The following is a 14,255-nucleotide window of genomic DNA, read 5'->3' on the forward strand; positions in this document are numbered from 1 at the left end:
CCTGACCGTCATCATGGAGGGATGGACAGGTGGGTGCGGCCGATCGGCCGGGGCTGGGTCGTCGAGGGCACGGTGCCGGGACCGGATGTCGACGAGTTCGCTGAACCCGAGGCAGTGACCAGGGCGCTCGCGGCTGCTCGCGGGGACACGCTGCTGGCCGCGCAGCATCCGGCGCGGACTCCCGCGGCACTGGCGGCCGGGCTGGACGTCGAGGCCGCGCTGCCGGAGGCGCGGGCGACGCTCGAACGGCTGCTGACCGGGCATTACCGGCCGGAAACCGGGTTCGTCGCGGCCTACCGGATCGGCGAAACCATCGCGGGAGTGCTGTGCGTGGTCGACGTCCGGGAGCTGACCGCGGGCGGGGCGCACGTGAAGCACACCGAAGAGGTCTATCCGGAGGTGGTCGCCGAGCGCGCGGCAGTCCTGGACGGTCTCGGCTGCGCGACGAGCGCCGCCCTCCTCGTGCCGGTCGGCGACGGCGCGGATCTCACCGCGGCGGTCAAGGAAGCGTCGAGCTCAGCGGATCCTGATGTGTCCACTGTGGACCGGGCAGGACTGTCGCACGAGCTGTGGGTGGTGGGCCCCGGCGAGACGCAGGAACGGCTGCTGGAGGCCGCGTCGGCGAGCGATCTGCTGGTGGCGGACGGAAATCACCGGGTCGCGGCCGCGGCAGGGAGCGGTCAGCTGCTGGCGCTGATCACGGCGGGCTCGCAGCTGGAGATCCGGGCGATCAACCGGGTGCTCCTCGGGACTGGGCACACCGCCGAGACCCTGGTCGCGGCTTGGCAGGCGGCTGGGCTGGACGTGACCTGGTCGGACGACACGACCCCGCCTTCCTGCCCCGGTACCGCGGTCGTGCTGGCCGGCTCGCGCGTGCTGCGGGTGCGGCTGCCCGGGTCAGATCCGCTGGTGATCGACCACGAGGTGGTGGAACAGCTGCTGCTCGGCTCGGCGCTCGGCCTCGACCCGGACGGCCCGCACGTCCGCCCGCTGCTGCCGGGCAGCCCGGTCCCGCCGGACGCGGACGCCGTGGTGCAACTGGCCCCGGTGCCGTTCGAGACGGTGCAGGCAGTGCACGCGGCGGGGCGTCGGATGCCGCGGAAGGCTACGTACTTCACGCCCAAGCCGCGGGGCGGATTGGTGCTGGCGCGCTGGTAAAAAGGTGCAGGTCAGCGTCTGTTCCGCTTAGGATCGCGCAGGTGGAGCTACCCCTGATGCCGCCGGTGCGGCCGATGCTCGCCAAAGCCGTGCACGAGGTGCCGCGCGGCGGCGGGTTCTGGTATGAGCCGAAGTGGGACGGCTTCCGCTGCGTGGTGTTCCGCGACGGCGACGAGGTCGAACTCGGCTCGCGCAACGACCGCCCCCTCACCCGGTACTTCCCGGAGCTGGTCGACCTGCTGCGGGACGCACTGCCGGACAAATGCGTCGTCGACGGCGAGATCGTGCTGGTCACGCCCCGCGGCCTGGACTTCGGCGCGTTGCAGCTGCGGCTGCATCCGGCGGCCAGCCGCGTCCGGAAGCTCGCTGCGGAGACGCCCGCCAGCTTCGTCGCGTTCGACCTGCTCGCGCTGGGGGAGCAGGACCTGACTGAGAAGCCGTTCGCCGATCGGCGTCGCGAGCTTGAGGGGATTTTCGCCCCCTCGAGCGGCTTGCAGCGAGTACACCTCACACCACTCACCACGGACCCGGACATCGCCCAGGACTGGTTCACCCGGTTCGAGGGCGCAGGCTTCGACGGAGTCATGGCGAAACCCGCCGATCTGCCGTACGAGCAGGACAAACGCGTGATGCTGAAGGTGAAGCACGAGCGCACCGCGGACTGCGTCGTCGCCGGTTTCCGCTGGCACAAGGACGGCAAGGGCGTCGGCTCGCTGCTGCTCGGCCTGTACGACGACGAGGGTTCGCTGCACCACGTGGGCGTCGCGAGCAGCTTCACCGCGGCGCGGCGCCGGGAGCTGGTCGAGGAGCTGGCCCCGTGGCGCGAGAACGCGCTCGAGGGACACCCGTGGCGCAGCTGGGCGGAATGGCAAGCCGACGAGGTCCGCCGCCCGGGCGCGAACAGCCGGTGGGCCCCCGACAAAGACCTGTCCTGGGAACCGCTGCGCCCGGAACAAGTCGCCGAAGTCCGCTACGAACACCTGCAAGGCGGCCGCTTCCGCCACGGCGGACGGCTGGTCCGCTTCCGTCCCGACCGAACTCCGGATTCGTGCACCTATGCACAACTTGAGGAAGCCCCGCCAGCCGAACTGGCGGACCTGTTCGGGGAGGCCCGATGAGCGGGGTACCGCTGGAAGTAGACGGCGTCGAACTGACGATTTCCAGCCCGGACAAGGTCTACTTTCCGGAACGAGGCGAGACAAAACTCGATCTCGTGCGCTATTACCAAGCCGTCGCAGGCCCCTTGCTGGACCGGCTAGGCGGGCGGCCGCTCCTTTTGGAACGCTATCCAGACGGTGCGGGCGGAAAATCCTGGTTCCAGAAACGCACGCCCAAAAACGCCCCTTCCTGGCTGACCACAGCCGTCGTTTCCACCCCGAACGGAACCACCAGCGATGCCTTGGTAGCCGCGAACCTGGCACACGTCCTGTGGGCGGTAAACCAAGGCTGCTTGGGCTTCCACGTGTGGCCGAACCGCGCGGAGGCGTTGGATATCGCGGACGAACTGCGCATCGACCTGGACCCGTCACCCGGGATCGGCTTCCCGCAGTTGCGCGAGGCAGCGGTGCTGGTGCGCGAATTCCTGGCTGAACTGGGGATCGAAGTCTACGTAAAGACCTCGGGCTCGCGAGGCCTGCACCTGTATTCCATCCTGGAACCACGATGGGACGGCTACGAAGTACGAGCAGCCGCAGTAGCTTTGGCGCGAGCCTTGGAACGCCGCCACCCAGATCTCATCACCGCACAATGGTGGAAAGAAGAACGCGGCTCACGGGTATTCGTGGACTTCAACCAAAACGCGCCGCACAAAACGGTCTTCGGCGCTTGGTGCGTGCGGCCGAGGCTGGGCGGACAGGTGTCGACGCCGATCACCTGGGACGAACTGGCAACGGTGGAGCCGGACACTCTGACGCTCTCGACCGTCCCGGCACTGGTCGCGGAGCGTGGCGACCCGTGGGCAGGCGCGAACGATCGGCCGCAATCGATCGAGGCGTTGCTGGAGCTGTCGAAGGAGGACCTGGCCAGCGGCCTGATGGACGCCCCCTGGCCGCCCGTCTACCCGAAGATGCCGAACGAGCCGCCTCGGGTCGCACCCAGCCGGGCCAAGAAGGTGGCTGCCGAAGACTGACGCAGTTGCGGCCAGCGCACTGTCCGTGAGGGCCACCCTCACGACCTTCGGCGGGCTGGAATGGGCTCCTTCACGGACCGCCCTGCCCTGCCGGCGCTAGCCCCACCCGCGAACCCGCAGCCGATGCGCCCAACCATCGAGGCACTCACACCACCCCCGCACCCCGATACGAAGCCAAAATGCGGTCTGAGGGTGGTTGTCAAGGCATCTTTCCAGCCTTGACAAGCACCCTCAGACCGTCATCACAATCAAGCTTCGGGGTGCCCCACGCAACCAAGGACGGCAATGTCGCCGCCGGGCGACGAGCCGAACTCACCCCAGCGAAAGATCAAACGCCAACTGCTCCTCGGATCCAGACCCCGCAGGAGCGCCGGACAAGCTGGCCACGCACCCGGGACAAGGGGTGACGTGCCCAGTCCCGGGCTCGGTCAAATCCACCGGCGTCCACGTCCGGGAATCCCGCTCCCCGCAGGCAGACCGCCGATACCGCAGATCGTCCGCGCGAGTCATCAGATGCGCGACCGGATCCTCCTCCGGCAACGCGCCGACCAAATACCACCGGGCCGCGATCGTCTTCGCCATGGGAACTCGTCCTCCAAAGAGGCTGTTTCGAGCTACCCGGCCATACTGCGACCCCCACCGCCGCAACCGGCGCGTTTAGCCATCTTCGGCGTGGCGCGGCGACTCCTCGTCGGGCTCGTCCAAATACCGGAGAAAGCGCAAAAGTCCCCGCTCGTCAGCGCCCGCGTCCTCGTCCACGCAAGCCCGAAGCTCCCGCTCAACCCGAGCCGCATCAATCCCGGCCCCGATCAACACCAACTCGGTCCGACGTCCGCCGGCAGGCCAAGTCGACCGTTCGACCTGCACAAACGCCCCCACTGTATGCAAGCCGAACCGAGACCGAGCCCCCTCGACCCCAAGGTCAACCTGCCCCTTGACCCGATACAACCCAGCAGGCCGGCTCTCCAAAAAGGCCATAAACCGCCGAGGCGAAAGCGGCCGGTCCGACGTGAACGCGACACTCTCATAACGCGCGTGCAAATGCTCGGAATGATCATGCTCACGAAGATCGTCAAACGACAACTGTCCGTAACTTTCCCGAGGCCGCGGGTCGAAAAACAACGCCGGATCAATCCTCCCGCGCTCGGTCAGCACCACCGGCACCCCAGGCGCGTATTCCTCGACCACGCCCCGCACCTTGGCCACCGCGTCCGCGTCAGCCCGATCGACCTTGTTGAGAACCACCAGGTCAGCAACCCGCAGATGTTCGGCAAGCTCGGGATGCCGCTCCCGCGTGGCCTCGAACTCCACCGCGTCGACAACCTCGACCAGCCCGCCGTACCGAATGTCCGGGTTCTCGCTGGCGATCATCAACCGCAGCAGGTCGCGCGGCTCCGCGATCCCGCTGGCCTCCACGACGATCACGTCGATACCCGCCTCAGGCCGCGACAGCTTGCCGAGCATGGCGTCGAGCCCGCTGGCGTCCACCGCGCAGCACAAGCAGCCATTGCCGAGCGACACCATGGTGTCGACCTGCCCGGCGACCGCGAGCGCGTCGATGTTCACCTGGCCGAAGTCGTTGACCACCACGCCGACCCTGGCGCCCTGGCGATTGGCGAGCAGGTGATTGAGCATCGTGGTCTTTCCCGCGCCGAGAAAACCCGCGACGAGAACTACCGGAACCCGCTGCCTGGCCACGCTTCAACCCCTTCTGTCGTCCGGGCCGTCGACGATACCTGGCACGATGACCGGATGATCTGGACGCCAGGCAAGCAGGACCGGGTCGACGGCATGCCGACGGCCGGGCAGTGGCGGCAGTTGTCGGTCGTGCCGGAGAAACGGGAGGTCTACGGCTGCGACCTGTACTTCCGCGAGTGCTGGGCGGACGTGCTCTCGGTCTTCGGCGGCGACGCGACCGACGTGCTCGGCGGGCTGGCGATGCTCGTGGTCAAACCGGACGCGGTGGTCGGCCGCAGGCTCGGCATCATCATGGAGTACCTGGCGGACAACGGTTTCGTGCCGGTCGCCACCACGCGCTTCGGCTACACCCGGCATTCGATGCGCGAGGTGTGGCGCTACGACTGGCACATCTACACCGTGGACCGGCTGCAGTTATGCACTTTCTACTATCTCGCCAATGATGTGCTGCTGTTCCTGGCGCGCGATGTCCGCCCGGTCGCCGGATTGCCCGCGACGGTCCGGCTCTGCGAGCTGAAGGGCGTCGGCGATCCGGCCCAGCGCAAGCCGCATCATCTGCGCACGAAGCTGAACCCGCCCAACCGGATCCTGAACTTCGTGCACGTCGGCGACGAACCGGCGGACATCGTGCGCGAGCTGGCGATTTTCCTCGACCGCCCGGAGCGGCTCCGGTTTCTCGCGGAGCTGCGGGCGCATCTCGCCGAGGATCGCACGGCGCGGGCGCGCGCCGAGATCGCTGCCATCGAAGCGGATTGCCCGGCGCACGACCTGGATATCGACGCGACGCTGGACCGGCTGGCCCCGGTGACGGGCGAGTCCGCGGTCGCCCGGTTGCGGGAAATCGCGGCGGGCGGGGAGCGGATCACCTGGGACGAGCTGGCCGAGCTGGTGCCCTTCGAGAAGGCCGACCGCTGGGACGTGATCGTGACGGCGTCGTTCGTGGTGCACAACGAGCGCCCGGTACCGCATGCGCTGCTGCCGCCGGTTTCGGCGGAAGCGTGGACGGCACAAGCGGGGCGGCCTCCGGTTAGCTGACCAGTTCGTCTACAAAGGACGCCGCACCCGGGGCTTGTCCCAGAGCACGGGAGGCGGGTTGGCGATCAGCTTCGTCTCGCCGGGCTCGTCGCATTCGATCAGGCTCGCCCCGACCGCGGCGAGGTCCCAGCGATCGACCTCGGCTCCGCTCGCGGCGACGGCCTCGGCGACCTCGACCCAGGGCACGGATTCCCCGAACCGCAGGCGTTCCAGCAGCTGGAGCGCCTGGCCGCCGCGCTCGGACCGCTTGAGCGCGTCCACCACGGCATCGGCGGCCGCGTCGGCGTCGAAGGTCCGCGGGACGGCGGTGGCTTCGACGGCGAGTGCTTCTTCGAGCAACGGGAGACCGGTCGGCGCGTCGGAGGCCAGTCCGGTCAGTGCCTCCCGCCGTTGCGCCGGGCCGAGCAGCAGGCCGAGTTCCCGGACCAGGTCGGCGGGCTCGTCGGCGACATGGACGTAACTGAAGTTGCGGTTGTGCTGGCGCAGCAGGGCGCGCAGCGTGCCGGGCTTCTGCTGTGCCAGGTCTGCTGAGCCTTTCAGCGAGGCCAGCCGCGCCGTCGCGGGCATCGGCCCTGGCCGCTCGTCCCGCACGAGCAGCAGCAGCCCGAAGCCGACATAGACGAGGTCGTTCAGCGCGAGCCGGTCCACCGTGGCCGACGTCAGCTGGTACCGCCACATTTCCCGCCACAGCAGGCCGGTGAACGCCGGGCGCTGCACGGCTTGGACGGCGAAGCCCTGCTCGCTCAGCCAGTCGAGCACCGGGCGCACCTTGCCCGCGGCGATGCCGTCCGGTTTGACCATCAGCAGCGCGTGCCGGCGCAGAGCCTCTGGGGCCTGGTCGCCGAGGAACCGGGCGACGTCGCGGGCGCCTTCCCGGAAGTAGGTTTCGCGGCGGTAAGCGGTGCGCTTCGCGGGCATTCGCGTGAGCGCGGCCCAGTCCATGTCGTCGATCTTTGCCCCCATGCTCGATCCTCTGCCGCGATGATATCCCGGAGACACTCCGGGAGCGGAGGCTGTCGACGGGAGCGCTGTGTGAAGCACCGATGAGCAGTTTGCCAAGAAATGCCGAACACCTTCCGCGGGCCGCTGTCACGCGCAGCGGATGTCGACGAAATTCGCTTCGTCCGGAATATGCGAAGTTTCGCCGCTTGGTGGGCGGGATGGCGGATTCCGCGGCGGCCGATCAGGCTACGGCGAAGGCGGGATCGACGGCTGACCAGCGGAACCGGACCAGGCAATCCTCCGGTGGAACGCGGAACGCGCGAGTACCAAAAGTCTACTGTGGACGGACACGTTTTGTCCCTGCTGCCAGGCGGTTTCAGTGGTCCGTACCGGTTATCGCTGTCGATCCCGCACCCTCCCGTCCCGGGATTGCGCCGGATGCCGGAAGCGAATTGCTCGGTTCCGGGCATTGCGTCGACAGATTCTCCGATATTCCTTTTTTTCGCGTAGAATGTTGTTCACCCGGATGGTCGCTGCGCCGGTTTGCCCGGGTCCATAGAGTCTGAGGGGCAGCGCTGGTCCAGTGGGGGAATAACCGCCAGCGGCTCCGAATCGCGGCTCGCACACGGCCGTGCCGGGTGCGGACGGGCGCGGGTGAGCCCCGGACGCGCCGCGGGCGCCGGACCGGTCGGCTGCGCGAACACCCTGTACTCGCACGGCACTCAGCACGCTGCGCACCCAGCACTCCCGAGCACCGCGCAGCCGAGCACACCCGCGCCACCGTCCGCACCGGCGGCGCTTCGCGTTCCCGGACGATCGACGCCGCACCGGGGCGGCCGTCGACCAGCCGGAATCCGTTCCGCGGGTCCGCCGGGGAAATCCCGCACGACCGGCTCCCGCGACTGAGGCCCGGCCGGACGGCGGAGAGGACCACACATCCCGAGGAAGACCATTCCCGGAGGGCCGGAATGCACGCATCGCTCGAATCCCGCAGCACGACCTTGATCACCCAGCAGGAGGCCGAAACATTCGGAACCGACTGGCGCGCCGCGGCGTTCCGCGACGTCGAGTCAAGGCTCACCGACCGCGGTTTCCCTTGTGTCTTCTCGAGAAACGCGTTCCGGAAGAGGCTGCTCCTGTTCGCCTTCGCCGAGGACGTCGGACCGGACGGTATCGCGAGACTCGGCGCCGCGCTCGCTGATTACGTCGAGCTTTCCCGCAACTGGAACGGTCATCTCGACACCGCGTACCCCTTGCTGATCGTTTTCTCGCCCTCGGCCGTCTCCGCCCGGTCCGTTGCCGGGTACCAGGCGTTCGGCTGGGAGGTGATCCAGAAGCTGCACCACGTCGACCCGGCGCCGTGGCCGGAAAACGTCGGCACCGACCCCGGCGAAAGCTCGTGGTCCATGTGTTTCAACGGAATGCCGCTTTTCATCAACATGAGCAATCCCGCGCACGAAGTCCGGCGCAGCCGCAACCTTGGCGCGCACTTCGTGCTCGTGGTCAACCCGCGCGAGCGGTTCGACGTGGTCGCGGGCGACACCCCGAGCGGCCGCAAGGTCCGCAGCAACATCCGGGCGAGGATCGACCGCTACGACGGCGCCCCGCGCGCCCGCCAGCTCGGCTCCTACGGCGTCGCCGGGCTCGAATGGTGGCAGTACGGCCTGCCCGAGGACGACGTCGACCGGACCGATACGTGCCCGTTTTCCTTCCGGGCGAACGAAACCGCGCAGCCGGACGGGGCCGCGGCCCCTACCTGATCGGAGACAGGCGATGATGGAAGTGATCGTTTCCCAAGGCCGCATCGGCGATCGCGGCTCAGGAATGATCGAAGGCGCGGCGCGCACGGCGCGGGCACTCCAACAGCGGTACGGCGTCGAGGCCCGTTTCGTCGGCACGCCCGCCGGCCCGGAGGACGACGACTGGACGGTCAGCCTCCTGGCTGCGGAAGAGACGCTTTCCGTTCTGGCGCAAGCGGTTTCGGCGAGTGTCGCGGCCGGACGGCGCACGGTGCTCGCGGCCAACACCTGCTCGGCCAGCCTGGCGACGCTGCCGGCCGCGATCCGGGCGCACCCGGACTGCGCGGTGCTGTGGATCGACGCGCACGGCGACTTCAACACCCCGGACACCACGGAATCGGGCTACCTCGGCGGAATGGCGCTGTCGGGCGCGTGCGGCCTGTGGGAAAGCGGGCACGGCGCGGGCGTGGACCCCAGCCGGGTCGTCCTCGTCGGCGCGCGCGACATCGATCCGTCCGAACGCGAATTGCTGGACAAGGCGGGCGTCCGGATCCTCGCCCCGGCGGACGTCACCGGGCAGCGGGTCGCGGCGGCCGTCGGCGGCGCGCGGGTGTGGGTGCACATCGACTGGGACGTGCTCGAACCGGGCACGGTGCCCGCCGATTACCACGTGCCGGACGGCCTGGCGCCGGGTGCGATCCGCGAGATCCTGGAGGCGATTCCGGCCGCCGACGTCCTCGGTCTCGAACTGGCCGAGTTCGCCGCGACCGGCGACGAAAGCACCGACGCGCGCGCCATCGAGTCCATTATGGACATGGTCGCCCCGGTGTTCGAGACCGCGGCGGTGCGATGAACCGGCGCGCGACGGCCGTCGTAGGGCGGCGCGGGTGAGTCCTTCGCTTCCGTTCACCAAAATGCACGGGTGCGGCAACGATTTCGTCGTACTCGACCTGCGGGACGCACCCGCGCCGACGCCGGAACTGTGCCGGGCGCTCGCCGACCGGCACACCGGCGTCGGCTGTGACCTGATCCTGGGAATCCGGCCGCCGCGCAGTGCTTCCGCGGCCGCCGCGTTCGAGATCTGGACCGGGGCGGGAGAAAGCTCGATGCAGTGCGGCAACGGCGCCCGCTGTGTCGCCTCCTGGCTCGTCCGGGCCGGGCTGGCGCGTCCGCCGGCGTTCGAGATCGACAGTCCAAGCGGGACACATCCGGTGGAAGTGCTGGGAAACAACGCGTTCAGCATCGGGCTGACCGTGCCGCGGTTCGCTCCCGGGCAGATCCCGCTGTCCGGCTTCGCGAGCCGGGACGGCCGGTACGAGGCCGTGCTGGCGGACGGGACTCCTGTCCGCTTCGCGGCGGCCTCCACCGGCAACCCGCACGTGGTCCTCGAAGCCGACGACGTCGGCAGCGCCCCGGTGGCCCGGCTCGGTCCTGCCGTGCGGGCGCTGCCCGGACTGCCGCCGACGGTCAACGTCGGATTCGCCGAGGTCGTGGCCCGAGACCGGATCCGCTTGCGGGTCCACGAATTCGGCGCGGGCGAGACGCTCGCCTGCGGCAGCGGGGCTTGTGCGGCCGCCGCGGTCCTGATCCGGGCCGGGCGGCTCGACCGGACCGTGACGGTCGAGGTGCCCGGCGGGGAACTCCGGGTCGGCTGGCCCGCCGAAGAGGAGCCGATCGTCCTGGCCGGCCCGGCCACGACTGTGTACGAAGGAGAATTCCGACATGCCGCTGTATTCCAGCATTCTTGACGCGATCGGCCGCACGCCGATCGTGCGGCTGAACCGGATGGCGCCCGGGCACGTCTCGGTGTACGTCAAGGTCGAGTCGTTCAACCCGGGCGGCTCGGTGAAGGACCGGCTGGCGCTGGCCATCGTCCTCGACGCCGAGGCGAGGGGAGAGCTCAAGCCCGGCGACACGATCGTGGAATGCACGTCCGGCAACGTCGGCATCGCGCTGGCGATGGTGGCGGCCGCTCGCGGGTACCAGTTCGTCGCGGTCCTCGGCGACACGTATTCGGTGGAGCGGCGCAAGCTGATTCGCGCTTACGGCGGCAAGGTGCTGCTGTTTCCCGGCCACCTCGGCAGCCTCGGCGGCAACCGGATCGCCGACGACCTGGCCGAGAAGCACGGCTGGTTCCGCGCCCGCCAGTTCGAGAACCCGGCGAACCCCGCGTACCACCGGGAGACCACGGCCGCGGAGATCCTTTCCGACTTCGCTGGGAAACGGCTGGACACCTTCGTCACCGGATTCGGCACCAGCGGCACGATCACCGGCGTCGGGCAGATGCTCAAGCTCGCCCGCCCCGACGTGCGGACCGTCGTGCTGGAACCGGAAAAGGCGGCCGTGCTGGCCGGGCAGTCGTGGAATCTGCACCAGCTGCAGGGATTGGCTCCGAACTTCGTCCCCGGCGTGCTGGACCGCACCGTGATCGACGAGCTGGTGACGATCGACGACGAGCTGGCCAGGGACACCGCGCGCCGTCTGGCCGCCGAGGAGGGCATCTTCGCCGGAATGTCCGCGGGCGCGACCCTCGCCGCCGCGCTGCGCGAAGCGGAGAGCTCGCCCGAGGGCGCGGTCCTGCTCGCGATGCTGCCCGACACCGGCGAACGGTATCTGTCCAGTTTCTGGTTCGAAGGGATCAGCGACGGTTCGGACGACGAATGGCTGGCCTCGCTCGGCGAGTAACGCGCACTCTCGCCCGACCACCTGGGGAACGTGATGCACGAATTCATTCCTCCGGCCACGCGGTTCGCCCTGCTGCCGGAGAGATTCGCCATGAAACGCGGCGGCGTGCTGCACGGCGCGCGCGTCGGTTACGAGACCTTCGGAGAGCCTTCTTCAGCACGGGACAACGTCGTCCTCCTGCTCACCGGGCTTTCGCCGGACGCGCACGCGGCGTCCAGTCCGGAGGACCCCGCGCCCGGCTGGTGGGAGTCGATGCTGGGGCCCGGCAAGCCGATCGACACCGACCAGTGGCATGTGATCTGCGTGAACTCGCTCGGCGGCTGTCAAGGATCGACCGGGCCCGCCTCGCTCGACCCGGCGACCGGGCAGCCATATCGGCTCGGCTTTCCCGAACTGTCCATTGAGGACATCGCGGATGCCGCGGCGAACACCGTGCGGCATCTGGGATTCGAGCGGCTGGCGTGCGTCGTCGGCGCGTCGATGGGCGGGATGAGCGCGCTCGCGTTGCTGGCCCGGCATCCGGATCTGGCGCGCAGCCACCTCAGCATCTCCGCGGCCGCGCACTCGCTGCCGTACTCGATCGCGATCCGTTCCGTGCAACGGGAAGCGATCCGGTCGGATCCACTGTGGAACGACGGACAGTACCTTCCGGAACGCTATCCGGAACGCGGCATGCTCACCGCGCGCAAGATCGGCATGACCACGTACCGGTCGGCGCGGGAATGGGAACGCCGGTTCGGCCGCGAGCGGTCCGGGATCGGGGGCGCGGCGTTCGGCCCCGAGTTCGCCGTCGAGTTCTATTTGGACCATCACGCGCGCCGGTTCGTGCGCCGCTTCGATCCCAACAGCTACCTCTACCTCAGCCGCAGCATGGACTGGTTCGACCTTGGCGAGCTGTGCGACGGCGGTACTGACGAGGCGCTGGCGCGGTTGCGGGTCGATCAAGCGCTCGTGATCGGCACGGAGACGGACATCCTGTTCCCGTTGCACCAGCAGCGGCAGATCGCCGACGGATTGCGGGCGGGCGGCGCGGACGTCGAGTTCCTCGCGCTGGAATCCGATCTCGGCCACGACGCGTTCCTGGCGGACCTCGACAGTTTCGGGCCGCCGGTGGCGAAATTCCTGTCCACCCTGTGACCGCCGGACCGACAAGAGAGCGAGACCGATTTGGACGACACCATTGCCCTGGTCACCGGGGCCAACCGCGGCATCGGGTTCGAGATCGTGCGACAGCTCGCCGAACGCGGCGTGCAGGTGGTGCTGAGCGGGCGCGACGAAGCCGCCGTCGAGACTGCCGCGACGGGCTTGCGCGACGCGGGTCTTGCCGTCGAAGGACTTCAGCTCGACGTGACCGATCCGAAGAGCATCGAGGACGCCGCGGCGGAGCTCGAAACCCGGTACGGACGGCTCGACATCCTGGTCAACAACGCGGCCGTGCGGATCGAGAAGTACGGCAAGCAGCCGTCCGAGCAGACGCTCGCCGAATGGCGGGAAACCTTCGACACCAACCTGTTCGGCACGGTCGAGACGACGCTGGCCATGCTGCCGCTCATCCGCAAGTCGGCCGCCGGGCGGATCGTGAACGTGTCGAGCCTGCTCGGTTCGCTCACCCGGCACAGCGACCCCGGATCCTACACCCACAGCGACACCTTCAAGGCACTTCCGGCCTACAGCGCCACGAAGAGCGCGGTGAACTCGTGGACCGTGCACCTGGCGTACGAGCTGCGCGACACGCCGATCAAGGTCAACTCGGCGCATCCCGGCTACACCAAGACCGGCATGAACGACGGAGCGGGCGACCTCGAACCCGCGGACGGTGCCGTGACGAGTGTCGAACTCGCGCTTCTCGACGAGGACGGCCCAAGCGGCAGCTACTTCCACGCCGGGAAGGTCCTGCCGTGGTGACCCGCACCGTTGCTCTCGTGACCGACCGGGTCAGCCTGCCCATCGACTACGACATGCCGCTGCTGCGCGAGGCCTGCGCGAAGGTCGGTCTGGAGACCGAAGTCTGCCAGTGGGAGGACGCCGAGGTCGACTGGGCGCGGTTCGACGCGGTCGTGCTGCGCTCGCCGTGGAACTACGTGGACCAGCTGCCGGAGTTCCTGGCGTGGTGCGAACGGGTCGAGGAGGCGACGCTCCTGCTCAACCCGCTCGCGGTCGCCCGGTGGGCGCTGGACAAGTCCTACTTGGCGGACCTGGCCGCGCTCGGCGTCCCGGTCGTCCCGAGCCGGTTCGCTGCCCCTGGGGACGATCCGGACGTCGTGGTGCGGGAAGTGCTGGAGAAGCATCGCGACGCCACGGAAATCGTCGTCAAGCCGGGGATCGGCGCGTACTCGCGCAACGTCCGCCGATTCACCCGGCCGGCGGCTGCTGAAGCCGCCGCGCACCTGTCGAAGCTGTTCGGCGAAGGCGGGCACGCGCTCGTCCAGCCGTATCTCGAGTCGGTCGACCGGGACGGCGAAACGAACCTGATCTATTTCGACCGGGAGTACAGCCACGCGATCCGCAAGGCCGCGATGCTGATGCCGGACGGAACCGTGCACGTCCCGACGCTCGACTTCCGCAAACCGCGCGTCGCCGACCAGGACGAACGCGCGGTCGCCGCTGCCGCTCTCGACGCCGCCGCCAGCCATCTGGGCCTGGACCGGCCGCTGCTGTACGGCCGCGTCGACCTGGTCCGCGATGACCGAGGACAGCCGCGGGTGCTGGAACTGGACATCTGCGAACCGTCGCTCAACCTACCCTTCGGCGACGGCAGCGCCCTGCGATTCGCCACCGTTCTAGCCGACCGAGTCGGCGCCTGACCACCCCAACCACAACGCGGGATCGCGTCGGCGTCTGAGGGAGTTGCGTGCACGGCCCCCTGGGCC

The 14,255-nt window shown here is 69.0% G+C and carries 14 protein-coding genes; 11 read left to right on the forward strand and 3 right to left on the reverse strand.

The features are described from left to right. The first annotated feature begins 21 nt into the window (after positions 1-21). From ACWDNU_RS23095 to ligD, 3 genes are read left to right on the forward strand one after another with little or no spacing between them, the layout of a single operon-like run. Positions 22-1,158 (forward strand): DUF1015 family protein, encoded by a 1,137-nt coding sequence (locus ACWDNU_RS23095; RefSeq protein WP_449670419.1) that lies wholly within the window; start codon positions 22-24, stop codon positions 1,156-1,158. A gap of 41 nt (positions 1,159-1,199) precedes the next feature. Next, complete coding sequence (locus ACWDNU_RS23100; protein ID WP_449670420.1) at positions 1,200-2,276, forward strand: ATP-dependent DNA ligase; 1,077 nt, start codon at positions 1,200-1,202, stop codon at positions 2,274-2,276. Beyond that, positions 2,273-3,286 carry a non-homologous end-joining DNA ligase gene (gene ligD, locus ACWDNU_RS23105; RefSeq protein ID WP_449670421.1) on the forward strand — a complete coding sequence of 338 codons (1,014 nt, stop codon included), beginning with the start codon at positions 2,273-2,275 and terminating at the stop codon, positions 3,284-3,286. The genes ACWDNU_RS23100 and ligD overlap by 4 nt, the downstream gene beginning before the upstream one ends. A gap of 312 nt (positions 3,287-3,598) precedes the next feature. On the opposite strand, the gene ACWDNU_RS23110 is transcribed toward ligD, so the two are convergent. Together ACWDNU_RS23110 and ACWDNU_RS23115 are read right to left on the reverse strand one after the other, a co-directional pair. Continuing rightward, on the reverse strand, positions 3,599-3,868 hold the full coding sequence (locus ACWDNU_RS23110) for a hypothetical protein (protein ID WP_370938518.1): 270 nt from the start codon (positions 3,866-3,868) through the stop codon (positions 3,599-3,601). A 75-nt stretch (positions 3,869-3,943) separates the two neighbouring features. Further along, the gene (locus ACWDNU_RS23115) at positions 3,944-4,984 is read right to left on the reverse strand and encodes a CobW family GTP-binding protein (protein WP_449670422.1); all 1,041 of its coding nucleotides are present in this window, start codon (positions 4,982-4,984) and stop codon (positions 3,944-3,946) included. Between the two features lie 54 nt (positions 4,985-5,038). Between ACWDNU_RS23115 and ACWDNU_RS23120 the strand changes: the two genes are divergently transcribed. Beyond that, positions 5,039-6,019, forward strand: coding sequence for a nucleoside-diphosphate kinase (locus tag ACWDNU_RS23120; protein ID WP_449670423.1), 981 nt, complete (start codon positions 5,039-5,041; stop codon positions 6,017-6,019). A 9-nt stretch (positions 6,020-6,028) separates the two neighbouring features. Here the strand turns inward: ACWDNU_RS23120 and ACWDNU_RS23125 are convergent, their stop codons facing one another. Next, positions 6,029-6,982 carry a nucleoside-diphosphate kinase gene (locus ACWDNU_RS23125; RefSeq protein ID WP_449670424.1) on the reverse strand — a complete coding sequence of 318 codons (954 nt, stop codon included), beginning with the start codon at positions 6,980-6,982 and terminating at the stop codon, positions 6,029-6,031. 947 nt (positions 6,983-7,929) lie between these two features. On the opposite strand from ACWDNU_RS23125, the gene ACWDNU_RS23130 reads away from it, so the two are divergent. Genes ACWDNU_RS23130 through ACWDNU_RS23160 form a run of 7 tightly spaced genes read left to right on the forward strand, consistent with a single transcriptional unit; the run spans position 7,930 to position 14,189 of the window. Continuing rightward, positions 7,930-8,721, forward strand: a complete 792-nt coding sequence (locus ACWDNU_RS23130; protein ID WP_449670425.1) for a YqcI/YcgG family protein — start codon at positions 7,930-7,932, stop codon at positions 8,719-8,721. A 13-nt stretch (positions 8,722-8,734) separates the two neighbouring features. Next, positions 8,735-9,553, forward strand: coding sequence for an arginase family protein (locus tag ACWDNU_RS23135; RefSeq protein ID WP_449670426.1), 819 nt, complete (start codon positions 8,735-8,737; stop codon positions 9,551-9,553). Between the two features lie 34 nt (positions 9,554-9,587). Then, positions 9,588-10,448, forward strand: a complete 861-nt coding sequence (gene dapF / locus ACWDNU_RS23140; protein WP_449670427.1) for a diaminopimelate epimerase — start codon at positions 9,588-9,590, stop codon at positions 10,446-10,448. Beyond that, complete coding sequence (gene cysK / locus ACWDNU_RS23145; protein WP_449670428.1) at positions 10,423-11,385, forward strand: cysteine synthase A; 963 nt, start codon at positions 10,423-10,425, stop codon at positions 11,383-11,385. Before dapF ends, cysK begins: the two co-directional genes overlap by 26 nt. 33 nt (positions 11,386-11,418) lie before the next feature. Continuing rightward, entirely contained in the window at positions 11,419-12,522 is a 1,104-nt protein-coding gene (gene metX / locus ACWDNU_RS23150; protein ID WP_449670429.1) for a homoserine O-acetyltransferase MetX, read from the forward strand. 30 nt (positions 12,523-12,552) lie between these two features. Further along, positions 12,553-13,290, forward strand: coding sequence for an SDR family oxidoreductase (locus ACWDNU_RS23155; protein ID WP_449670430.1), 738 nt, complete (start codon positions 12,553-12,555; stop codon positions 13,288-13,290). A gap of 17 nt (positions 13,291-13,307) precedes the next feature. After that, a complete protein-coding gene (locus ACWDNU_RS23160; RefSeq protein ID WP_449670431.1) occupies positions 13,308-14,189 on the forward strand; it encodes an ATP-grasp domain-containing protein in 882 nt (293 codons plus the stop codon). Positions 14,190-14,255 lie beyond the last annotated feature (66 nt).

The sequence above is a fragment of the Amycolatopsis sp. NPDC003676 genome, from assembly GCF_053587275.1.

Bases quoted from the DNA above. Each gene is read 5' to 3' on its own strand.
- ACWDNU_RS23095 (WP_449670419.1), top strand. From the start codon at position 22: ATGGACAGGTGGGTGCGGCCGATCGGCCGGGGCTGGGTCGTCGAGGGC.
- ligD (WP_449670421.1), top strand. From the start codon at position 2,273: ATGAGCGGGGTACCGCTGGAAGTAGACGGCGTCGAACTGACGATTTCC.
- ACWDNU_RS23110 (WP_370938518.1), bottom strand. From the start codon at position 3,868: ATGGCGAAGACGATCGCGGCCCGGTGGTATTTGGTCGGCGCGTTGCCG.
- ACWDNU_RS23120 (WP_449670423.1), top strand. From the start codon at position 5,039: ATGATCTGGACGCCAGGCAAGCAGGACCGGGTCGACGGCATGCCGACG.
- ACWDNU_RS23125 (WP_449670424.1), bottom strand. From the start codon at position 6,982: ATGGGGGCAAAGATCGACGACATGGACTGGGCCGCGCTCACGCGAATG.
- ACWDNU_RS23130 (WP_449670425.1), top strand. From the start codon at position 7,930: ATGCACGCATCGCTCGAATCCCGCAGCACGACCTTGATCACCCAGCAG.
- ACWDNU_RS23135 (WP_449670426.1), top strand. From the start codon at position 8,735: ATGATGGAAGTGATCGTTTCCCAAGGCCGCATCGGCGATCGCGGCTCA.
- cysK (WP_449670428.1), top strand. From the start codon at position 10,423: ATGCCGCTGTATTCCAGCATTCTTGACGCGATCGGCCGCACGCCGATC.
- metX (WP_449670429.1), top strand. From the start codon at position 11,419: ATGCACGAATTCATTCCTCCGGCCACGCGGTTCGCCCTGCTGCCGGAG.